The organism is Achromobacter sp. SLBN-14 (assembly GCF_006715415.1).
GTDB classification, from domain to species: domain Bacteria; phylum Pseudomonadota; class Gammaproteobacteria; order Burkholderiales; family Burkholderiaceae_B; genus Achromobacter; species Achromobacter mucicolens.
The window spans coordinates 2,342,851-2,364,261 of record NZ_VFNE01000001.1; the positions used below are offsets into that span (position 1 = coordinate 2,342,851).

Consider the following 21,411-nt stretch of genomic DNA (forward strand, 5'->3'; position numbering starts at 1 on the left):
CTTGGGCGCATGGTGACGCCCTACAACATCCGCCTTTTCCCCGGTTGCCCGGCAAATTAAATCGGCGTAAAGTAAAATTCATGTTTGCTGGTCTGCCGATATGCGGGCCGACTGTGCAAACAGGCACAAACTGCGCCATATGTTCGATATCCTGGTCTATCTGTTCGAGAATTACTACACGCCTCAGGCCTGTCCTGCTGCCGATGTGCTCGCCAAGCGGCTTGCCGCTGCCGGTTTCGAGCACGAGGACATCGACGACGCGCTCGGGTGGCTGTACGGCCTGGCCGAGACCACTGAACGGTGCGTCGATCTGGCACAGGCGCCCTCGTCCGGCACCCGGATCTACACCGAGAACGAATACCAACAGCTCGGCACCGAGTCCATTGGCTTCATCGCCTTCCTGGAATCGGCCGGCGTGTTGCCCGCGCCCCTGCGCGAAATCGTGATCGACCGGGGCCTGGCCTCGCCGGAAACGCCCGTGCCGCTCTCCAAGATCAAGATCATCGCCCTCATGGTTCTCTGGAGCCAGGAAGCCGAGATCGACAATCTGGTCCTCGAAGAGCTGCTCGACGAAGAAGGCGGCCGCTTGCTGCATTGAGCGCGCGTCCCCGTCCCGCACACCCTGATTCAACCCTTCAGCCCGCGCGCCTGGCCGCGCGGGCTTGAGTCATTTATTCCGTCCCCGTGACCTACGTCGGCCGCTTTGCCCCCAGCCCCAGCGGCCCGCTGCATGCGGGCTCGCTGGCGACCGCGCTGGCCAGCTGGCTGGACGCGCGCGCGCAGGGCGGACGCTGGCTGCTGCGCATCGAGGACGTGGACACGCCCCGCACGGTGGCGGGCGCGGCGGACGTCATCATGGGCCAGTTGCAGGCGCTGGGACTGGTCTGGGACGGCGACATCGTCTGGCAGTCGCGCCGCAATGCGGCCTACCAGGCGGCGTTTGACGCGCTTGCCGCTCAGGGCCTGATCTATGGGTGCGGCTGCACGCGCCGAGAAATCGCGGATTCGGCGCTGCGGGGCCAGACCGCGCCCGGCGCCGACGGCGAAAGACCCTACCCCGGCACGTGCCGTCACGGCTTGCCAGCGGGGCGCGAAGCCCGCGCCTGGCGGCTGCGCGTGCCGGACGGCGTGGAACGCTTCGAGGACCGTTGGCTTGGCCCGCAGGAGCAGGATGTGGCGCAGGCGGTGGGAGATTTCGCGCTGCGGCGGGCGGACGGGCTATGGGCGTACCAATTGGCGGTGGTGGTGGACGACGCCGCGCAGGGCGTGACGGACGTGGTGCGCGGGGCCGACCTGCTCAGTTCCACGGCGCGCCAGCGCGTGCTGGGCCGCCTGTTGGGCCTGCCGCCGCTGCGCTACCTGCACGTGCCGTTGATTCTGGACCCGGCCAGCGGGCTGAAGCTGTCCAAACAGAATGGCGCCCCCGCGGTGGATACGCGCGCGCCGCTGCCGGCCTTGCAGGCGGCGTGGGCGGCGTTGGGCTTTGCGCCGGTGGCCGCCAAGGACGTGCCGTCATTCCTGCAGGAAGCCACGGCGCGCTGGGCAGCACGGTTTCCGGGCTGACGCCGACCGCAGCCGCCGCGCGCGTTGCCAGCCGGCTGATCCTTGAAGGCCCTGCAACCGCTCACAGCGGCTGCAAGTCCGCCCCCAGCATCCGCACCAGCAACGCTTCGCCATCGTCGGCCACGCGCAGTTCGCCATAGCGCGCGACCTCATACCGCGCCGCTTCGCCTTCCGGGAAGAAGAACGCGTTGGTCACGATGCGCACGCCATTGCCGCGGATGCGATAGCGCAGCGGCACTTCGGTTTCGGCGTGCGGAAGCGCGTCAGGCTGGATCCGCACCGCCTGCGCCACGCCGCGCGAATCCGGCGTCAGCATCACGTAGCCGTCTGGCTCGTAGCCCATGACGCTTTCCGCGTCGTTCTGGTTGCCGCCCAGCCGCAGGCGTGTCACCTCGCGTCCGGCCGCAAAATTCAAGGCCATGTAGTCGCCCTGCATGAGCGAGCGCGGATCGACCGGCACCAGCTCCAGGATGACGACCTTGCCCGACGACAGGAGTTTTTCGCGCTCCCAGATGCCGGTATTGGCCGCGACCAGTACCAGCGCCAGACCGCCCAGGATGCCCGCCGTGCGCCAACGCAGGGCCGGGGATACCGGCGGCAGGGGACGCGCTTGAACCGGGGCCTGCGTGCGCATCAGGCGCGGCACCAGCCACACCGCGGCGCGCAGCACGAACAGCAGCACCGCCGCGCCGCTCAGCCACAGCGCCTTTTGCAGCAGCGGCAGCTCCAATTGGTAGTAATAGACGCCCAGGTACGCCAACAGGCTGGCGGCGCCGAAGATCATGACGCGCGGCTGGTTCAGGCCGAATCCCAGCAACAGCCACGCCAGCGCGAAGCCGACGCCCGGGCTGGGCAGCCAGAACAGCGCCAGCAGCAACAGGCCGATCGGCACGCCCCAGGTGACGCCGCCGGTCAGGAGGCGGCGGCGCGGCCACAGCACGGCCAGCGCGGCGGCCACCGGCAACAGCGCGCCCGCCACGATGAGGATGGCGGTCCGCGGGGCAAGCTGCCAGATCGCGGGCAGTTCGGTGACGGCGATGCCGCTCGCCAGCCAGACCATGCCCTGCACGGACAGCAGGAACGCCCACGCCAGCGGCTGCAGCGCATGGCCGCGCCGCGCGCCCACGCGGTGGCTGACGGTGAAGATGACGGCGGTGGCCCATGCGCCGATGACGCCGATGGGCAGCCACAGGAAGGTGGCCCGGGTCGCGTCGAAGCGGATCCAGGCGTCCATCAGGTCTTCCCGCATGAGTTCGGGCGACAGGCCGCGCCAGATCAGGCCGGCGCTGGCCAGCGCGATCAACAGGCCGCTCAGAAAGCGCAGGATCACGTCGGGACCCAGCGCATAGACCGCGGCCGCCATCAGCAGCACGAAGAAGCTTGCGCTGGCGAACGAGGTCGAACTGGACAGTCCGAAAATGATGAGGATCTGCCCCGTGAAGGCCATGGCCGTGCCGCACTGACGCCAGAACGGACCGGCATCGCTGCGCAGCACCGCCACGCCCACGGCGCAGAGCACGAGGCCGGCGACCAGCGCGCCGCTTTCGGTGGTGATCAGGTTGGAGAAGGCGACGAACAGCAAGAGGAGCAGGGTGGCCAGCCACGCGGACAGGCCCAGCAGGCATTGCACGTACCAGGGCGGTTCGGCGCGCGGCACGGCAGCGGGCGCCAACTGCGCCACGGGCGCGCTGGATTCGGCGGGATCGACGGCATTGCCTGCCGAGGCGCCGGCCGGTTCCGCGTCCGCGGCCGGCACGGGGACAGGCGCTTCGTTGCTCATGCCGCGCAGCCAGCGGGCGGCCACGACGGCCTCGGCCATGAGCAAGGCGGCCAGCGGCAGCGCCGCCCACGCGCCGGGCTCAAGCCGCCACAGCCATTCGCCCACTACGCGCAGCGACACGCAGATGACGCCGGCGGCCAGCATGGCCAGGATGACGAGGTCGCGCCGGCCGCGCTGATAGTAAAGACCGAGCCCCAGCGTGGCGGCGACCCAGGCGACGCCGTTGTAGGTACCCAGGCCGTCGACGATGAAATCGCCGAACATGAGGGCCAAGACCAGCACGCTGATCGCGATGGCGGCCAGGATGCGCGGCCCGAAGACCGTGCTGGCGCGCCAGCGTCGCGCGGCCATTTCCCAGCCGAACAGCAAGACGAGGTTCAGTGCGGCCATGACTAGGCTGGGCAGGCCCGGACCGCCGAAGATCATCATCCACGTGAAGACGCGTTCGCCCAGCCACAGTGCGACCGCAAGATTGAGCACCAGCACCCACAACAACCACACGGCCTGGCTACCCGCGGCAAGCGCCCAAGGCAAGAGCAACACTGCCCACCACGCGAACAGTTCCCAGGTATCGGCGCCCGTCTGGTAAGTTTGTCCTAATAGGGCGAGCAGGGCGCCCAGCAAAATGCCGGCCAATGTCAGCAGCGCGCCAGGGATGCTGCGCCGCACGCCGGGCCGGGCGCGCAAGCGCAAGCCGGACCACGCGGCGGCCAGCGCGCAGACGGCCAACAGGCCCTGCAACCCGGCAAAGCGCTGCATTTTTGTCATGTCCTGCCAGTTGGCGGCAACCCAGCAGACGGCAGCGCTGCCCAGCAGCAAAACGCCTAGCCACAAGGTGCTTCGCGCCAAAAATTGACGCCAAGCGTGCAGTTCGGATCCCGCTTGCCTTTCAGTGCCGACTTGCATCTGGCGAATCTCCGATCTTATTATCCGCGCTGATACGGCGGGACTACCGCCACTGGAAACACATGAATAAAACGCTGATTATTGCCGAGAAGCCCTCGGTGGCCCTTGATATATCACGCGCCTTGGGAGGCTTCGCGCGCGAGGGCGACTATTTTGAAAGCGAACGTTACGTTCTCGCTTCAAGCATCGGCCATTTGCTCAGCTTGGTCGCGCCCAACGATCCGGTCAAGGGGAAGTGGAGCTTCACGCACCTGCCCGTGATTCCGCCGGCATTCGAATTGGGCCCGACCGACAAGAAGTCCGCCGAACGCCTCAAGCTGCTGGTCCGGCTTGCCAAGCGCAAGGATGTGGACGCCATCATCAACGCCTGTGACGCGGGACGTGAAGGCGAACTGATCTTCCGCTACATCATTCAGTACGCCGGCGTGAACAAGCCCATCCAGCGCCTGTGGCTGCAGTCGATGACGCAGGCCGCCATCCGCGAAGCCTTCGCCAGCCTGCGCGACGATACGCAGATGAAGCCGCTGGAAGCCGCGGCGCGTTCGCGCGCCGAGGCCGACTGGCTGGTCGGCATCAACGGCACGCGCGCCATGACCGCCTTCAACAGCAAGGACGGGGGCTTTTTCAAGACGCCGGTCGGCCGGGTGCAGACGCCCACGCTGGCCATCGTGGCCGAACGCGAAGAGCGCATCCGCCGCTTCATCCCGCGTGACTACTGGGAAGTGCGCGCCACCTTCGTGGCGGCCGCCGGCCTGTACGAAGGCCGCTGGATCGACCCGCAATTCAAGAAAGACGACAAAGATCCCGAAAAGCGCGAATCGCGCCTGTGGTCGGCCGCCGCCGCGCAAAGCGTGGTCGCCGCCTGCCGCGAGCAGCCGGGCAGCGTGACCGAGGAATCCAAGCCGTCCAGCCAGATGTCGCCGGCCCTGTACGACCTGACGTCGCTGCAGCGCGAGGCCAACGGACGTTTCGGTTTTTCGGCCAAGACGACGCTGGCGCTGGCGCAGACGCTGTACGAACGCCACAAGGCCCTGACGTATCCGCGTACCGACTCGCGCTACCTGCCCGAGGACTACATCAGCACGGTGCAGGAAACCATGCGCGCGCTGGCCAAGGGCGGCTCGAACGCCGTGGGCGGCCTGTCGCGCCACGCCGAGACTGTCGTCAGCCAGCAGTGGGTCAAGCCCAACCGCCGCATCTTCGACAACAAGAAGGTGTCTGATCACTTTGCGATCATCCCCACGCTGCAGATCCCGCATGACCTGAGCGAAGCCGAGGCCAAGCTCTACGACCTGGTGCTCAAACGCTTTCTGGCCGTGTTCTTCCCGGCGGCAGAATACCGAGTCACCACGCGCCTGACCGAAGTGCAGGGGCATCGCTTCCGCACGGACGGCAAGGTGCTGGTCAACCCCGGCTGGCTTGCCGTGTACGGCAAGGAAGCGCAGGGCGAAGACGCCAACCTGGTGCCCGTGGGCGACGGCGAGACCGTGCGTACCGAGGAAATCGAGGCCGTCGGCCTGTCGACCAAGCCGCCCGCGCGCTTTAACGAAGGCACGCTGCTGTCGGCCATGGAAGGCGCCGGCAAGCTGGTGGACGACGAGGAACTGCGCGAAGCCATGTCCGAGCGCGGCCTGGGCACGCCGGCCACGCGCGCGGCCATCATCGAAGGCCTGCTCAACGAAAGCTACCTGCGCCGCGAAGGCCGCGACCTGGTGCCCACCGCCAAGGCGCGCCAGCTCATGACGCTGCTGTCGGGCCTGGACGTGGCCGAACTGACCTCGCCCGAACTCACCGGCGAATGGGAGCACAAGCTCAAGCAGATCGAGCAGGGCGGACTGGGCCGCGAGGCCTTCATGCGCGAGATCGCGCAGATGACGCAGGTGATCGTCAAGCGCGCCAAGGAATACGAGCGCGACACGGTGCCGGGCGACTACGCCACGCTGACAACGCCGTGTCCCAAGTGCGGCGCGGTGGTCAAGGAAAACTACCGCCGCTACGCCTGCACGGCATGCGATTTTTCGATCGGCAAACACCCGGGCGGCCGCACGTTCGAGCTGCCGGAAGTCGAAGAGCTGCTGGCCAAGCGCGAGATCGGTCCGCTGCAAGGCTTCATCAGCAAGATGGGCCGGCCGTTTGCGGCCATCCTGCGGATCAGCGACGAATACAAGCTGGAATTCGACTTCGGCCAGAACGACGAGGACGACAACGAAGCCGTGGACTTCTCCGGCCACACGCCGGTGGGCTCCTGCCCGAAGTGCCAGTCGCGCGTCTTCGAGCACGGCATGAGCTACGTCTGCGAAAAATCGGTGGGCCCCGAGAAGTCGTGCGATTTCCGGTCGGGCAAGGTCATCCTGCAGCAGGAGATCTCGCGCGAGCAGATGGAAAAGCTGTTGACCAACGGCCGCACCGACCTGCTCGACGGCTTTGTCTCCAGCCGCACGAACCGCAAGTTCAAGGCGTTCCTGGTGCGCCAGCCTGACGGCAAGATCGGGTTCGAGTTCGAGCCCCGTCCCGAGAAGCCCGGCCGCGCCCGCGCGCCGGCCAAGACGGCAACGAAGACTGCGACCAAGACGGCTGCAAAGAAGGCGCCGACCAAGAAGGCTGCCGCCAAGACCGCAACCAAAACGGCCACAAAAACCGCCACCAAGACCGCCACCAAAACCGCGGCCAAGAAAGCCGTGAAAAAGGCGGCGCCCAAGAAGACCACGGCGTAATCCAGCCTGCGCCGCACGACCAAACGCCCGGGAGACCGGGCGTTTTCCATTGTTGGGCAGCAATCGCTGGGGTATTGTTGACGCCAAACAGCTGCAACCCAGACACTTCCGAGGACGACATGACCCGTAGCTCCGACTTCACCACCCGCCGCCGCGTGCTGGCGGCGAGCGCTTGCGCTTTGGCCAGCTTCGGCCTGCTCAATGGGCGCGTCGTCTTCGCGCAGCCCAAGCTGGGCAAGGTCGTTTATGGCCAGGGCAGCATCGACCCTTTTTTCGCGGCCGGCTACGTGGCGCTGAAGAAGGGCTTCTTCGGAGAAGGCGGCCTGGAGGTCGAGTATCTGAATTCGCAAAGCGGCCCGCGCACCAACCAGCTGCTGGCGGCCGGCCAGATCGTCTTTGGCGCCACCGCGGCCACCGCCGCGCCCGCGCTGACCATCGCGGGCAAGCCCGCCGCGCTGGTGTTCGGCTTTGACCGCAAGCTGACGTACGCCAACGTCATCGTGCGCCGCGAGGACTTCGACAGCGGCAAGATCAAGTCGCTGAAGGACCTGGCGGGCAAGCGCGTGGGCGCGACCCAGCCGCAGTCCAGCACGTGGCTGATGGCGCTGTACCTGATGCAGAAGGCTGGCGTGGCCGACAAGGTCGACATCCGCCCCCTGGGCGATCTGGCGACGATGCTGGGCGCACTCAAGACGGGCTCGGTTGCGGCCAGCATGGCGACCATGTCCATGATGGAACAGGCCCGCCAGGAAGGCTGGGGCGTTCCCATCTTCGACGCCACCACCGAAGCGTCGTGGAACGAGTTCATGGGCGGCGACGTGCCGGGCATCGCGGCGCTGACGCTTCAAGACACCATCCAGAAGCGTCCCGAGGTCGTGCAGGCGTTTGTGACCGCCATGGTCAAGGCGCAGGACTTCATCACCGCCAACAGCGCGGCCGCCATCACCGACGTCATCTACGACGATTACCTGAGCGCCTTCCCGCGCGCCGCCATCGAGAAGACGCTGGGCGTCTACAAGGAGACGGTGTTCCTGAAGGACAACATCATCACCGAGGACGCGTACAACCGCATGACGGCCATCATGGGCGACGGGCGCCAGTTCTCCAATGAAGAGATCAAGACCGTGCCTTACGCCAAATGCGTGAACATGAGCTTCGTGCGTAAAGCCCGGGGCCTTTGATGATCACGCTGGACAAGGTGGGCAAGGCGTACCAGTCGCGCCAGGGCACGACGCACGCCGTCGGCGAGGTCAGCCTGACGATCAACGAAGGCGAATTCGTGTCGATCGTCGGGCCGTCAGGCTGCGGCAAGAGCACGCTTCTGAACATGATCGCGGGCTTTCTGCAGCCCACCACCGGGACCATCCTGGTGGACGGACGCTTGGTGGATGGGCAGGTGCCGCCCGCGCTGGGCTACATCTTTCAGAAGGACACGCTGCTGCCGTGGTTCAGCGTCAGGAAGAACGTGGCGCTGGGGTTGAAGTTTCAGGGAGTGCCGGCCGACCGGATCGCAACGCGTGTCGCGGAACTGCTGGAACTGGGTCACCTGAGCGCCTTCGCGGACGCCTTTCCGCATCAGCTCTCCGGCGGCATGCGGCGGCGCGTGGCGCTCTTGATGAGCCTGGCGGTCGAGCCGCGCATCCTGCTGCTGGACGAGCCCTTCGGCGCGCTGGACACGCACACCAAGACCCACCTGCATCGCGAGCTGATGGAGATCTGGCGCAAGCTGGGCCAGACCATCGTGATGGTCACGCACGACCTGGACGAAGCCATCCTGCTGTCCGACCGCGTGGTGGTGCTGTCCGGCCCGCCCAGCCGCGTGCTGCTGGACGAGCGCATCCAGATCCCGCATCCGCGCGACGTCTTCACGCTGCGCGAAACGCCGCAGTTCGTCTCCCACGTGCAAAGCCTCTGGAGCGTGCTGGGCCAGCAGTTCCGCGCCGCCGCCTGAACCGATAGTCATGAATTCGATGGATACCGCCGACACCCTGCAGGACCAGTTGCGGCTGGACCGCCGCGCCAACGCCGCGCGCCGCGTGCGCATCACCTTGTGGCAAATACTGATTCTTGCCGTCATCCTGGGCTCGTGGGAAATCCTCACGCGCATTCCGTGGTTCACCCAGAACACGCTTTTCGATCCCTTTTTCATCAGCCAGCCCTCGCGCGTGGCCGTGCGGTTGTGGGAATGGCTGCAACCCGGGCCGCGCTCGGTCTGGCCGCACCTGTGGCTGACGCTGCAGGCGACACTGGTGGGCCTGGTGGTGGGCGCGGGCAGCGGCTTCGTGGTGGGCATGACGCTCAGCCGCAGCCGCTTTCTGGCCGACGTGTTCAATCCGTTCATCGTGGCGTTCAATTCCATGCCGCGGATCGCGTTCGTGCCGCTCATCACCATGTTCTTCGGGCTGGGTCTGGCGTCCAAGGTGGTCACGTCGTGGTTCGTCGTGTTCTTTTTGGTGTTCTTCAACACCTACAAGGGCGGGCGCAGCGTGGAGCGCGAGCTTGTCGACTTCTGCCGCACGCTGGGCGGCTCGCCGCGCCAGATCCTGTGGCGGGTGCGCATCCCCACAGCCGCGGCCTGGACCTTTGCCGCGCTGCCCAACGCCATCAGTTTTGCGCTGATCGGCGTGGTGCTGGCCGAGTTCGTGGGCTCGACCACGGGCATGGGATATCTGATGATCACCGCGCTGGCGACGCTGAACGCCACCGACATGTTCGCGGCGGTGACGCTGCTGTCCATCGTCGGCATCGCGCTGGTCTATTGTGTGACGTGGATCGAACGGCGGCTCTTGCACTGGGCGCCGGAGTTCCGGGAATGAGCGAGGCCCGAAAGATGAAGACCCTTCCGTATCTGCGCAATTTCGACCTGACGGGACAGGTGGCGCTGGTGACCGGCTCGGCCCGCGGGCTGGGCTTTTGCATCGCGCGGGCACTGGCCGGTTGCGGCGCGCGCGTGCTGATCAACGGCCGCAATGCCGAAGCAGTCAGTGCCGCGGTGGCCGAACTGACGGGCGCGGGCCTGGACGCGCATCCGCTGCCGTTCGATGTGGCCGACGACGCAGCGATGGCCGCGGCCTTCGAACGCATCGACCGCGAACACGAGCGGCTGGACATCCTGGTCAACAACGTGGGTGCGCGCAACCGCAAGACGCTGCAGGACACCAGCCCGGCTGAAATCCGCGAACTGATCGACACCGATCTGGTGGCCGGCATGCTGCTGGCCAAGTTCGCGGCCGAGCGCATGATGCGCCAGGGCGGCGGCCGGTTGATTGCCATTACGTCGGTGGTGGGGGAGTTGGCGCGGGCGGGCGATGCGGTGTATCCGGCGGCCAAGCAGGGACTGACGGGGATGGTGCGGGCGCTGGCGGCGGAATTCGGCGGGCATTACATCACCAGCAACGCCATCGCGCCGGGGACGTTTGCCACGGAGACCAATGCGGAGATGGTGGCGGACCCGCAATTCGGGCCGCGCATCGCGGCGCGCAACCCGACGGGGCGATGGGGCGAACCGGAGGAAATCGCCGGGGCGGCCGTGTTCCTGGCGTCACCCGCGGCATCGTATGTGAACGGTCACGTGCTGGTGGTGGACGGCGGGCTGTCTATTCAGTTTTGAAGACGGCGGGGTGTCTTAAATCGTCGGGTGCCGGGCTGGTGCCAGTGTCTGACACCGACTTTTTCAGCGGTGCCGCACCGGTGTCTGACACCCTGGGGAGATGATCTCCAGCCTGCCGCTGCGCTCAACGGGTGTCAGACACCTACGTTGAGGCGTTCTGATTCCGGTGTCTGACACCCTGGGGAGATGATCTCCAGCCTGCCGCAACGCCTCCACGGGTGTCAGACACCTTGTATCTTGGCCACTGTAGTGATTAGCTATCGCTACAAGCGGACCGATGAGCGTGTTCAGACACCTAGAGCCTGGACTTTGTGGTTCAGATTACGCCTCGGTTCCGCACCTCTGAGCCGGCTGGACACTGGACGGTAGCCTAGGGCATTGGACCCTGTATGTACAAGGCAAGTGGGCGCAGCGGGCTTCTTTGGTATTGGCAAGGGAGCTTAGGTTTATGTTTTTTCTCGGAATTGACGTTTCTAAGGCGAAGCTGGATTGCGCGCTGCTTGGCAGCGATGCCAACAAACGCAAGACCAAGGTCGTACCCAACTCGATAGCGGGCGTGCAGACGCTGCTGCAGTGGTGCGCCAAGCAGGGAGCCGAGCCGGCGCAGTTGCATGCCGTGCTCGAGCCCACAGGGCAATATCACGAGCAGGCCGCCACGGCCCTGCATGACGCTTCGGTCAGTGTCTCGTTGGTCAACCCTGCCCAGGTGCGCGACTTCGCTGGGGCGCTGGCGGTGCGCTCCAAAACCGATGGAATCGATAGCTACGTGCTGGCCCGCTACGGTCAGGCGCTCAAGCCTGGGCTGTGGCGCCCCGCACCGCTGCATGCCCGTCAACTACGGGCCTTGTTGGCTCGGCGCGACGCGCTGGCCAAGGATCTGCAGCGCGAACTCAATCGCCAGGAGAAGACGCAGTTCAGTGATCCACCCGTGCTGGTCGAGGGATCCATAGCCAAAACGATCGCGTTCCTGCGCGAAGAGATCAAACGCCTGGATCATGCGATCAATGACCACATCGACCGCCACCCGGACCTGAAGGAGGATCGGGAACTGCTGACCAGCATCCCCGGCATCGGGGATCGAGCGGGGAACTCGATCCTGTCGATCATGCATAACCGACCTATCGAGTCAGCCGAGGGCTTGGCCTCCTACCTGGGGGTGGTGCCGGTGCAACGCCAGTCCGGCACCAGTCTGAACAGCCGGCCGCGGCTATCTAAAACAGGTCCCAGCACGGTACGTGCCACCCTCTACATGGCCGCTATCGTCAGCAAGCGCTTCAACCCACACGTTGGTGCGCTTTACGCGCGGCTCTTAGCAGCTGGAAAGAGCAAAATGGCCGCGCTAGGCGCGGCCATGAGAAAGCTGGTGCATCTATGCTTCGGCGTGCTTAAAACTCGGACACCGTATCGGCCCGACTACGCCTGAACGCTTGACGGTCAAGACGGTATCTGAAACGCTCAAGTCGTCTCGTCCTGATACCAGACGCCTTCGGCCAGCATCATCTTCTGGTGACCATGCCCCGCCGGCATCATCGGGAAGCAGTTTTCCTGCGCGGTGACCGCCACGTCCAGGAAGTACGGGCCATCGTGCGCCAGGCATTCGGCCAGCGCGGCGTCCAGCTTGGCGGGGTCATCCACGCGCGCCGCGCCCCAGCCGAACGCGCGCGCCAGCGCCACGAAATCCGGCAGCGACGCGTTGTAGCTGTGGCTGTAGCGCCCGCCGTGGATCAGTTCCTGCCACTGGCGCACCATGCCCATGTAGCCGTTGTTGCACAGCACGACCTTGACGGGCGTCTCGTGCTGCATGGCGGTGGACAGTTCCTGGATGTTCATCAGCACCGACGCGTCGCCGCTGACGCAGACCACGGTCTTGTCCGGGTGCGCGACCTGCGCGCCGATGGCGGCCGGCACGCCGTAGCCCATCGTGCCCGCGCCGCCAGACGTCAACCAGCGGTTCGGGCGGTCAAAGCGCAGATACTGCGCGGCCCACATCTGATGCTGGCCCACGTCGGTGGAGACGATGGCATCGCGGTCCGCCAGCGCGGCGTTCAGGCGCGACATCAGGTGCTGCGGCAGGATGGCGTCGGGCGCGGGCGTGAAGCCCAGGCAGTCCTGCGCGCGCCAGGCGTCGATGCGCTTGAACCAGGGCGCCAGGCGCGCGGGCTCCAGCGGGGTGTCGCCCAGTTCGGCGCGCAGCGCCCGCACCAGCGGCAGGCAGTCGCCCACCAGCGCCACGTCCACGCGCACGACCTTGTTGATCGAGGCGGGATCGATATCGATATGGATCTTGCGGGCGTGCGGGCAGAACTCGGACAGCTTGCCGGTGATGCGGTCGTCAAAGCGGGCGCCGATGCAGACGACGAGATCCGAGTTGTGCATGGCGAGGTTGGCTTCGACCGTGCCGTGCATGCCCAGCATGCCCACGAATTGCGGGTCGGACGCGGGAAACGCGCCCAGGCCCATCAACGTCAGCGTGCAGGGCGCGCCGGTGTGGCGCACCAGGTCGGTGAACGCTTCGCAGGCCTCGGGACCGGCGTTCACCAGTCCGCCGCCGCCGTAGAAGATGGGACGCTTGGCCTGCGCGATCAGCGCAGCGGCGCGGCGCACGGCCGACTGCGGCAGTTTGGCCGCCAGCTTGCCCGACTGACGGCGCGCGCGCAGCGCGGCCAGCTTGTGCTGCGACGGCGCATCCAGGCCATCGCCGCTGTCGCGCGGCACCGCAAGCTGCACGTCCTTGGGAAAATCCACCAGCACCGGGCCGGGACGGCCCTGGCGCGTCAGTTCAAACGCACGGGCCGTCACGCCGGCCACGTCGTCCACCGCGCGGATCTGGGTGTTCCACTTGGTGACGGAACGCGAAATGCCGATGGCGTCACATTCCTGGAAAGCGTCGGTGCCGATGGCCGCCGTGGCCACCTGGCCGCTGATGCACAGCACCGGGATCGAATCGCACATGGCATCCAACAGGCCCGAGGTCGTGTTCGCCATGCCGGGGCCGGAGGTCACGAACACCACGCCCGTGCGGCCAGTGGTGCGGGCGTAGCCCTCGGCCGCATGCACGGCGGCCTGCTCGTGGCGCACCAGCACGTGGCGCAGGCGCGGCTCGGCGTACAGGGCGTCGTACAGGGGCAGCACGGCGCCGCCCGGATAGCCGAAGACCGTGTCGACGCCGTGCGCAATCAGCGTGTCGAGCAGAATCTTCGCCCCGTTTTCAGGGGCGGTTTCGGTGGCGGTTTCCGTGGCGGCAAGTGCGGCGGCGGCGGTGGGGTGCAGGCGATCGTTCATGCTATCCATCTTATTGGGAGAACCGAAGAATTTTTATCTTCTTTTCCACGGATAACGGGCGGACGGAGTAAATTCATCTTTGATTTGGAGGAATCAAAGAAAATGAACCTCGACAAGTTCGACTTGGCCATTTTGAAGGTGCTGCAGGACAACGCGCGCGCCAGCCTGAACGACATCGGCGCGGCGGTCGGCCTGTCGTCCACCCCGTGCTGGAACCGCATCAAACGCATGGAGAGCGCCGGGGTCATCCGCGGGTACACCGTGGACATCGATCCGGCCAGCCTGGGTTTCATGGACACGGTCATCGTCCACGTGACCCTGGAGAGCCACAGCGAAGAGACGCTGTATGAATTCGGCCGCGCGCTGGCGCAGATCCCCGAGGTGCTGGAGGCCTTCCTGGTGTCGGGCGACTACGACTATTACATCCGCATCGCCGTGCGCGACACCCGCGACTACGAGCGCCTCTTGCGCGAACAGCTCTACCGCATCCCGGGCATCCGGCACAGCAAGTCCTGCTTCGTGCTGCGCCGGCTGAAGGAAACCAAGCTGCCGCTGACCGGGCCGGCGTCGTAAGCCGCCGCCGCCCAGCTGTTTCAGCGCAGCACGTAGTCCACCGGCACCGCCGGCTCGGGCAAGGGGCGCACGCCCAGGCCTTCGAGCAGGTCGATCTCGATGACGCGGGCCAGCGCCGACAGCGGCAGGTCGTTCTCGTCCGCGCCGAAGGGGTCTTCCAGCTCGTCGCCCAGCGCGTCCAGGCCGAAGAAGGTGTAGGCGACGATGGTCACCGCGAGCGGCGTCAGGAACTCCAGCGTGCCCACCAGCCCGAAGGGCAGCAGCAGGCAGAACAGCCACGCCGTGCGATGCAGGAGCAGCGAATAGGCGAACGGACAGGGCGTGAACTTGATGCGCTCGCAGGCCGCCTGGATGGCGGCGCACTGCGCCACGCGCTGGGTCAGGCCCTGGTACAGGATGTCGGTCAGCTCACCGCGCCGCAGGCAGGCCGCGAGATCCCGGTTGATGGCCAGGAGCAGGGCATCGGGCACGTTGCGGCAGCCGGCCAGCGAATCCAGCTCGTCCTGCTGCACCCACGGCCGCACCGCCTCGACCATGTCCTGCCCGCGAAGCCGCGCCGCCAGTCCGTAGCCAAATCCGATGCAGCGGCGCACCAGACGCTCCTGCAAGGGATTGGCGGTGCTGGCCGCCAGCAGCACGGCGCTCTCGCGCGCCAGGCTGCGCGCCTGCACGACGAGGTCGCCCCATTGCTTGCGGGCTTCCCACCAGCGGTCATAGCAGACGTTGTTGCGAAAGCCCATGAAGACGGACAGGGCCAGCCCGAAGAGCGAGAACGGCACCGCGGTCAGATGCGCGGGCGAGAAGAACTGGCGGTGGTACATCCACACCACCACGCAGGAGAGCACCGTGATGACGATGATCCTGCTGAGGATGCGCGGGATGATGGAACCGCGCAGTACAAAGAACAGAGCCAGCGCGGAGGGCCGCGGACGGACGATCATGATGAATATCAAACAAGGGACAAGCCGGCGCTCACTATACGCCTGTGATCGCGCAAAGACGCCGCCGATATAATTCTGTTTCGTCTCACGCCACACGCGACCTTCAATGACCACCGAAGACACCCCGATCAAGCCCTGGTACGCCGTCCGCCGCTCCAAGCTGCACGGCAATGGCGTCTTCGCCGCCCGCAAGATTCCCGCGGGCACGCGCATCATCGAGTACGGCGGCAAGCGCATCAGCGCCAAGGAAGCCGACCGCCGCCACCCGACCAATCCGGACGATCCTTTCCACACCTTCTTCTTCGCGCTCAGCTCCGGCCGCGTGATCGACGGCGGCGACGAAGGCAACGACGCGCGCTGGATCAACCATTCCTGCCAGCCCAACTGCGAGGCGCAGGAAGGCAAGCACGGCAAGCGCGTCTACATCGTGGCGCTAGAGGACATCGCGCGCGGCACCGAGCTGTCGTACGACTACGGGCTGGTGCTGGATGGGCGCATCACCAAGGCGCTGAAGGAAGGCTACAAGTGCCTCTGCGGCACGCCGCCGTGCCGCGGCACGATGCTGGCGCTGCCCGCCAAGAAGGCGAAGAAAGCCGGCAAGGCGGAGAAGGCGGAGAAACCCGTCAAGGCCGAAAAGACCACCCAGACCGAAAAGACCGCCAAGACCACCAAGACCACCAAGACCGACAAGGGCCCCGCGGCCAAAAAGGCCAGCGCCGCCGAAGCCGCCTGACGGCAACCCGGGGCCAGTCCCGCGCTTTCCGAAGACCACAACTGCAATAAGCATATTCAATCCCGTCCGGCGGACAGGCGTACAATCATTCGGTCGTTAACACGACATGCAGTACGTCTTCAGGGCGGGGTGCAATTCCCCACCGGCGGTATGCCATGCAATGTGGCGAGCCCGCGAGCGCCCGGCCAGCTTTTTGGCCGGGGTCAGCAGACCTGGTGAGAAGCCAGGGCCGACGGTCACAGTCCGGATGAGAGAAGATGTGCCGGCACATACTCGGCTGCGCCGGGCGCGTTTGCGCCCGCCTGGCCGTATTGCGTTCGGCTGTCGATTAGCCCTGAAACGTTTTTCGCCCAATCCTTTTGCGAGAGCGTTTCAATGTCCAACGTTGCCTTTACCCAGCAGTCCCCCCTCCCCAGCCTGGCATCCCAGCCCTTTGCCGCCCGCTTGCAGCGCGCGCTGCATCATCTGCGTCTGGGCCGTCCCGTCATCCTGATGGACGACTTTGACCGCGAGAACGAAGCCGACCTGATCGTGGCCGCCGACCGGCTGACCGTGCCCGTCATGGCGCAACTCATCCGCGACGGCAGCGGCATCGTCTGCCTGTGCCTGCCCGGCGAAACCCTTGACCGCCTGGAACTGCCGCCCATGGTCCAGCGCAACCAGAGCCGTTTTGCCACGGCCTTCACCGTGTCGATCGAAGCGCGCGAAGGCGTCAGCACCGGCGTGTCCGCCGTGGACCGCGTGACCACGATCCGCGCCGCCATTGCGCCGTCGGCGCAGGCCGACGACATCGTCAGCCCCGGCCACGTGTTTCCGCTGCGCGCGCAACCGGGCGGCGTGCTGACGCGCCGCGGCCACACCGAAGGCTCGGTGGACCTGGCCGTGCTGGCCGGGCTGCGTCCGGCAGGCGTGCTGTGCGAACTGATGAACGCCGACGGCACGATGATGCGCGGTGCGGCGCTGGAGCGCTACGCCGCCGAACAGGGCCTGGTGGCGCTGACCATCGCCGAACTGGCCGACCACCTGCAAAAGCTGCAGGACGGCCAGGCCGAAGCGATCGATGACGAGGTCCTGGAGATGGCGGCCACCGTCTGACCGGCCGCAATGGGTGGGGCCGCGCCATCGCAGCCCCGATGCGGATGGCATAATCCGCGCGAATACTCGCCTTTTGCCCCACCCATGACCGTCATCCCCCAGCCCCGGAAATCGCCGCGCCAACTCAGGTCCCAGCACACCGTCGACACCATCCTCCAAGCCACGGCTCACGTTTTGGCCACGCATGGCTATGCCGGCACCAACACCAATCTGATTGCGGAAACGGCCGGCGTGAGCGTGGGCTCGCTGTATCAGTACTTTCCCAACAAGAACGCGCTGATCGCCGCGCTGCATGACCGTCACGACAACCAGATGCTGGATGTGATCGACGACGTGTTGAACGGCAATCCGGCGGCCACGCTGCGCGAACGCGTGGCCGCAATCGTGCAAGCCATGCTGCACGCGCATCTGCTGGAGCCGGCGTTGCATCGCGTGCTGGAGCGGGAATTTCCGCTGTTTGACCAGCCGCACGAACACAGCCGCGCGGACCAGGACATTCACCGCCGCATGCGGCATCTCTTGGAACTGCACCGCGCCGAGATCGCGCAGGCGGACCGGGATCTGGCGACCTACGTGGTGCTGCGGATCATGGAATCGCTGGTGCACGCAGCCGCGCTGGCGCCGCCGGCGGGCTTCACGCCCAAGCAGCTGGAGGCCGCAGTGGTGGATGCAGTGATGGGGTATCTGGGCGCGCCAGCCGGCGACGCGCCGCGCAGGGCGGCGAAGAAAGCCAAGCCGGCGCGCGCCTAGCGCACCGCCCCTAGCGCACGGCCTTAGGCGCGTTCGCGCGCCATGCTGGCCAGGCAGTCCGCCGGGCCGCCATTCACGATGCGCGCGCTGCACGCCAGCATCAGGTTAAGACTCAGCCCGAAATCCTCGACGGTATGGCCCTGCGCGTCGACCATGCGCGACACACCGTCGTCGGCTGCCGCCCCCACCGCCACCTGATCGATCAGGCTGCCCGACTGGCCGGTATAGCCCCACACGGGCTTGCCGCAGGCAATGGCGTAACCCACCTCGAAGGCCGTGCCCGAATCGGGCTCGGCGCCACGAAACGGATTCAGGTTCGCCATCACCATGTCGGCGCGGCGGATCAGCGCGACGTTGGCGCGATAGATCCACTGCGCCAGCGCCTGTCCGGACAGCTCCGGCGGCGCCGCGTTGTCCAGCGGAAACACGCCCTCGAAACCGTAGGTGGCGCACAGCGTCTTGAGCCGTTCGCCGTGGGCCACGGCGTCGGGCAGAAAGACGTCGAAACCCGCCAGATACACGCTGCGCATGGCCCTTACTCCGGATCGGCGACGTTGAAGGCTTCGCCGGTGGCGAAGAAGGAGCCGCCGGCCACGTAATGCACCGAACGGCGCTTGTCGGCCGGAAAGTGCCAGCGGTTGCCCGAGAACACGTCCGGCGCCGCCCATGCGGCCACGACCTCGCCGATGAAAAGGTCGTAGGCCTGCTGATTGTGGGGTTCAGGGATGACCTTGCATTCCAGCCACCCGAGGCAGCCCTCGATAAGCGGCGCGCCGATCTTGCTGGCGGCAAACGTGGTCAGGCCGCTGGCCTGGAACTTGTCTTCGTCGCGCCCCGAGTGCGAGCCCACCTGCAGCGTGGCGTGGGCCTGCGCGCGCGACGGAATGCACAGCGCGAATTCGCCCGAGGCTTCGATGAGCTCGCGCGTCCAGGTGTTCTTGTCCACCACCACCAGCATCTTGGGCGGACTGAAGTCCAGCGGCATGGCCCAGGCCGCGGCCATCACGTTGCGGGCGCCGCCGTGCGCGCTGGTCACCAGCACGGTCGGGCCGTGGTTCAAAAGCAGATAGGCGCGGGGCAGGTCGACGGGTTCGATCATGGGCAGCCTAGAACATGCCATTCTTGTTGGCGGGGTTCTCGGGGATTTCCTGGCTTACGTCCCAGTGCTCGACGATCTTGCCGCCTTCGAGGCGGAAGATGTCGACCACGGCCTGGCCGCGGTCTTCGGGCGAGTCGCGCCACAGGTTGTGGATCATGACGAGGTCGCCTTCGGCGATCACGCGCTTGATCTCGACGATGGCCTGCGGATGCTGCTCGAAGTAGCGCGGGAAAAAGTCGACCATCGGCCCGACACCGTCCTGCATGTACGGATTGTGCTGGGTGTAATTCGGGCCGACGTACAGGCGCACCGCCTCGTCGATATCGCGGTCCTGGAACATCATGCGGAAGAACGCGACGGCAATTTCCTTGTTCGACTGCGGCGCGGCCGCAAGCGCCGGCGCAGCCGCCACGCAACTGGCGGCGACCAGCAGGCAGGCAGCCAAGGATTTCCACTTCATACGCATACAGGACTACTCAAATGACGCCGGCTGGCGGCCTGCCAGTTTACAAACAAACACGGCGGAAGATCAGTATCCGACGGTATAGCGGCGGCGCGAATGCCGCGGCGTTTCGACTTCGTCGGCCAGGGCGATTGCGTAGTCTTCCATGGAAATCCAGCTCTTGCCCTCGTCGTCGGCCAGCAGGTTGTCGTCGCCCACGCGGAAGGATCCGGTGCGCTCGCCGGGCTCGAACATGGCCGAAGGCGACAGGAAGGTCCAGTTCAGCACCTTTTCCTGGCGCAGCGTGTCCAGGAACACGACGCCTGCGCGCGCCTCGGGCTTATAGGCGTCCGGGAACTCGGGGGTGTCGATCAGCATCTTGCCGGGCGCGACCAGCAGGCTGCCCGCGCCGCCCACCACCAACAGACGCGGCACGCCGGCGTTCTTCACGGCGGCCAGAAGGGGCTTGGCATCGGTGGACACAAAACGCGTGGCGCTGATGACGGCGTCGTGGCCGGCCAGGATCGGGGTCAGGCCTTCGGGATCGGTGGCATCGCCCTGGCGGACCGTCAGGCCCGGCTGCTCGTTGACCTCGGCCGGGTTGCGCGCGATGCCCGTCACCTGGTGGCCGCGCTTTAACAATTCGTCCGCCACGCGGGACCCCACGCGGCCGGTAATGCCGATCAATGCGATTTTCATGGTCTTGCTCCTGGGAGGGATGGGCCGGGAGCGGCCGCCGCACGATTGCGGCGGCGCGGGCTTCGGCTCAGGCCAAGCCATACTATTCGGTCAAATCCGAACGAAAAACCCGCTAACCAGGAAGAGTTTTTTGCAAACCGTGCACCAATGGGTGCGAACCGGTGGCAGCGCGAGATGACCGGACGCGCGCCGCACGCCGCGGCACGCGCAATCAGTGTGCGCCCGGCGGCCCCGCTTGAACAGGGGGCCGCTCCCGCGATCAGCGGGCGGCGCGTTGCGCCTGGTAGACCTGCAGGTGCGAATAGGCCACGCGCAGGTAGGTGGCGTCCACGCCCAGCGTGCGGGCGCGGCGGACCATGTCGCCGACGATGTGGTCGGCTTCCACGGGCAGGCCCTGGCGCAGGTCGCGGAACATGGAGGCAGTCATGGGCTGGGTGCGGTCGGACAGCAGCTTGCGCACGGTGGCGTCCGCCTCGGGCCGCACGGTATGGCCGGAGGCCGCGGCGACCGCCTGCGATTCCTGCAGCAGGCCGAGCAGGAAGTCCACGCCGTCGTCGGTGGATGCGATCTCGCCGACCGAGCCGCGCATCAGGCAGGTGGCGGCGGCCAGCGTCGTCAGCATGACGTACTTTTCCCAGATGTCCTGGTAGATGTTTTCGCTGAGGCGGCTGACGTATTCGCCGCCCGCCAGCGCCTGCTCCAGCGCCACGCAGCGCTCGCTGCGGGCAGGACCGGCGCGTTCACCGAACACCAGGTTGGCGTGTTTGCCCAGGTGGACCACTTCGCCTTCGGGACCGAGGGTGGCGTTGATCTGGCACAGGCCGCCCAGCACGCGATGCGGCTCGAACTCGCGGTCCAGCACGTCGTACTGGAGCACGCCGTTCATGATGGGCAGCACGGCGGTGTCGGGACCCACGGCCGGACGGATGGCCTCGATGGCGCTGTCCAGGTCGTAGGCCTTGCACGACAAGACGACGATGTCGTAGCTGTCCTTCAGCGTCTGCTGCGTGACCAGCTTGGGGTGCAGCGTGGCATCGCCCAGCGGACTCTGGATGCGCAGTCCGTGTTCGCGGATGCGCGCGGCGCGCGGCTCGCGCACCAGGAACGTCACGTCCGCGCCGGCTTGCGCCGCGCGTCCGCCAAAGTATCCGCCGGTGCCGCCGGCGCCCAAGAACAACAACCGCATGCCTGTCTCCTGTTGGCTGCCCGCGTCGGGCGCGGGCC

At 66.5% G+C, this 21,411-nt stretch carries 20 protein-coding genes and 1 riboswitch; of the genes, 12 read left to right on the forward strand and 8 right to left on the reverse strand.

Translation table 11 applies throughout. The annotated features are described in order from the left end of the window. Nucleotides 1-139: 139 nt before the first annotated feature. Together FBY20_RS10670 and gluQRS are read left to right on the forward strand one after the other, a co-directional pair. Nucleotides 140-598, forward strand: a complete 459-nt coding sequence (locus FBY20_RS10670; RefSeq protein ID WP_056327700.1) for a DUF494 family protein — start codon at nucleotides 140-142, stop codon at nucleotides 596-598. Between the two features lie 86 nt (nucleotides 599-684). Beyond that, nucleotides 685-1,563 carry a tRNA glutamyl-Q(34) synthetase GluQRS gene (gene gluQRS / locus FBY20_RS10675; RefSeq protein WP_174245403.1) on the forward strand — a complete coding sequence of 293 codons (879 nt, stop codon included), beginning with the start codon at nucleotides 685-687 and terminating at the stop codon, nucleotides 1,561-1,563. A gap of 61 nt (nucleotides 1,564-1,624) precedes the next feature. On the opposite strand, the gene FBY20_RS10680 is transcribed toward gluQRS, so the two are convergent. Further along, complete coding sequence (locus FBY20_RS10680; RefSeq protein WP_142052037.1) at nucleotides 1,625-4,249, reverse strand: GDYXXLXY domain-containing protein; 2,625 nt, start codon at nucleotides 4,247-4,249, stop codon at nucleotides 1,625-1,627. A 62-nt stretch (nucleotides 4,250-4,311) separates the two neighbouring features. Between FBY20_RS10680 and FBY20_RS10685 the strand changes: the two genes are divergently transcribed. From FBY20_RS10685 to FBY20_RS10710, 6 genes are all read left to right on the forward strand, one after another. Further along, nucleotides 4,312-6,963 (forward strand): DNA topoisomerase III, encoded by a 2,652-nt coding sequence (locus tag FBY20_RS10685; protein WP_142052040.1) that lies wholly within the window; start codon nucleotides 4,312-4,314, stop codon nucleotides 6,961-6,963. Between the two features lie 119 nt (nucleotides 6,964-7,082). Next, entirely contained in the window at nucleotides 7,083-8,144 is a 1,062-nt protein-coding gene (locus tag FBY20_RS10690) for an ABC transporter substrate-binding protein (protein WP_142052043.1), read from the forward strand. Then, nucleotides 8,144-8,914 (forward strand): ABC transporter ATP-binding protein, encoded by a 771-nt coding sequence (locus FBY20_RS10695; protein ID WP_174245404.1) that lies wholly within the window; start codon nucleotides 8,144-8,146, stop codon nucleotides 8,912-8,914. Before FBY20_RS10690 ends, FBY20_RS10695 begins: the two co-directional genes overlap by 1 nt. Before the next feature lie 19 nt (nucleotides 8,915-8,933). Beyond that, nucleotides 8,934-9,779, forward strand: coding sequence for an ABC transporter permease (locus FBY20_RS10700; protein WP_142055886.1), 846 nt, complete (start codon nucleotides 8,934-8,936; stop codon nucleotides 9,777-9,779). A gap of 14 nt (nucleotides 9,780-9,793) precedes the next feature. Continuing rightward, the gene (locus FBY20_RS10705) at nucleotides 9,794-10,573 is read left to right on the forward strand and encodes an SDR family oxidoreductase (RefSeq protein WP_142055888.1); all 780 of its coding nucleotides are present in this window, start codon (nucleotides 9,794-9,796) and stop codon (nucleotides 10,571-10,573) included. A gap of 448 nt (nucleotides 10,574-11,021) precedes the next feature. Continuing rightward, on the forward strand, nucleotides 11,022-11,996 hold the full coding sequence (locus FBY20_RS10710) for an IS110 family transposase (protein WP_142051405.1): 975 nt from the start codon (nucleotides 11,022-11,024) through the stop codon (nucleotides 11,994-11,996). 32 nt (nucleotides 11,997-12,028) lie between these two features. Here the strand turns inward: FBY20_RS10710 and ilvB are convergent, their stop codons facing one another. Next, nucleotides 12,029-13,864 carry a biosynthetic-type acetolactate synthase large subunit gene (gene ilvB, locus FBY20_RS10715; protein ID WP_142052049.1) on the reverse strand — a complete coding sequence of 612 codons (1,836 nt, stop codon included), beginning with the start codon at nucleotides 13,862-13,864 and terminating at the stop codon, nucleotides 12,029-12,031. 93 nt (nucleotides 13,865-13,957) lie between these two features. Between ilvB and FBY20_RS10720 the strand changes: the two genes are divergently transcribed. Continuing rightward, nucleotides 13,958-14,428 carry an Lrp/AsnC family transcriptional regulator gene (locus FBY20_RS10720; protein WP_056327693.1) on the forward strand — a complete coding sequence of 157 codons (471 nt, stop codon included), beginning with the start codon at nucleotides 13,958-13,960 and terminating at the stop codon, nucleotides 14,426-14,428. 20 nt (nucleotides 14,429-14,448) lie between these two features. Here the strand turns inward: FBY20_RS10720 and FBY20_RS10725 are convergent, their stop codons facing one another. Further along, the gene (locus FBY20_RS10725; protein WP_056327692.1) at nucleotides 14,449-15,369 is read right to left on the reverse strand and encodes a bestrophin family protein; all 921 of its coding nucleotides are present in this window, start codon (nucleotides 15,367-15,369) and stop codon (nucleotides 14,449-14,451) included. Between the two features lie 106 nt (nucleotides 15,370-15,475). Between FBY20_RS10725 and FBY20_RS10730 the strand changes: the two genes are divergently transcribed. The 3 genes from FBY20_RS10730 (at nucleotide 15,476) to FBY20_RS10740 (ending at nucleotide 17,947) form a co-directional block, all read left to right on the forward strand. Next, nucleotides 15,476-16,102 (forward strand): SET domain-containing protein, encoded by a 627-nt coding sequence (locus tag FBY20_RS10730; protein ID WP_142052052.1) that lies wholly within the window; start codon nucleotides 15,476-15,478, stop codon nucleotides 16,100-16,102. A gap of 111 nt (nucleotides 16,103-16,213) precedes the next feature. After that, nucleotides 16,214-16,365, forward strand: a riboswitch (FMN riboswitch). Nucleotides 16,366-16,477: 112 nt separating this feature from the next. Beyond that, a complete protein-coding gene (ribB, locus tag FBY20_RS10735; RefSeq protein ID WP_056327690.1) occupies nucleotides 16,478-17,197 on the forward strand; it encodes a 3,4-dihydroxy-2-butanone-4-phosphate synthase in 720 nt (239 codons plus the stop codon). A gap of 84 nt (nucleotides 17,198-17,281) precedes the next feature. After that, complete coding sequence (locus tag FBY20_RS10740) at nucleotides 17,282-17,947, forward strand: TetR/AcrR family transcriptional regulator (RefSeq protein ID WP_142052055.1); 666 nt, start codon at nucleotides 17,282-17,284, stop codon at nucleotides 17,945-17,947. A gap of 23 nt (nucleotides 17,948-17,970) precedes the next feature. Here FBY20_RS10740 and FBY20_RS10745 read toward each other — a convergent pair whose 3' ends face one another. From FBY20_RS10745 to panE, 5 genes are all read right to left on the reverse strand, one after another. Beyond that, nucleotides 17,971-18,477, reverse strand: a complete 507-nt coding sequence (locus FBY20_RS10745; RefSeq protein WP_056327688.1) for a nucleoside 2-deoxyribosyltransferase — start codon at nucleotides 18,475-18,477, stop codon at nucleotides 17,971-17,973. 5 nt (nucleotides 18,478-18,482) lie between these two features. After that, nucleotides 18,483-19,046, reverse strand: a complete 564-nt coding sequence (locus FBY20_RS10750; RefSeq protein ID WP_370458334.1) for a flavin reductase family protein — start codon at nucleotides 19,044-19,046, stop codon at nucleotides 18,483-18,485. 7 nt (nucleotides 19,047-19,053) lie between these two features. Beyond that, entirely contained in the window at nucleotides 19,054-19,512 is a 459-nt protein-coding gene (locus FBY20_RS10755; protein WP_056327686.1) for a nuclear transport factor 2 family protein, read from the reverse strand. 63 nt (nucleotides 19,513-19,575) lie between these two features. Further along, the gene (locus FBY20_RS10760) at nucleotides 19,576-20,187 is read right to left on the reverse strand and encodes an NAD(P)-dependent oxidoreductase (RefSeq protein WP_056327685.1); all 612 of its coding nucleotides are present in this window, start codon (nucleotides 20,185-20,187) and stop codon (nucleotides 19,576-19,578) included. A gap of 259 nt (nucleotides 20,188-20,446) precedes the next feature. Then, nucleotides 20,447-21,373, reverse strand: a complete 927-nt coding sequence (panE, locus tag FBY20_RS10765; protein ID WP_056327684.1) for a 2-dehydropantoate 2-reductase — start codon at nucleotides 21,371-21,373, stop codon at nucleotides 20,447-20,449. Nucleotides 21,374-21,411: the final 38 nt, after the last annotated feature.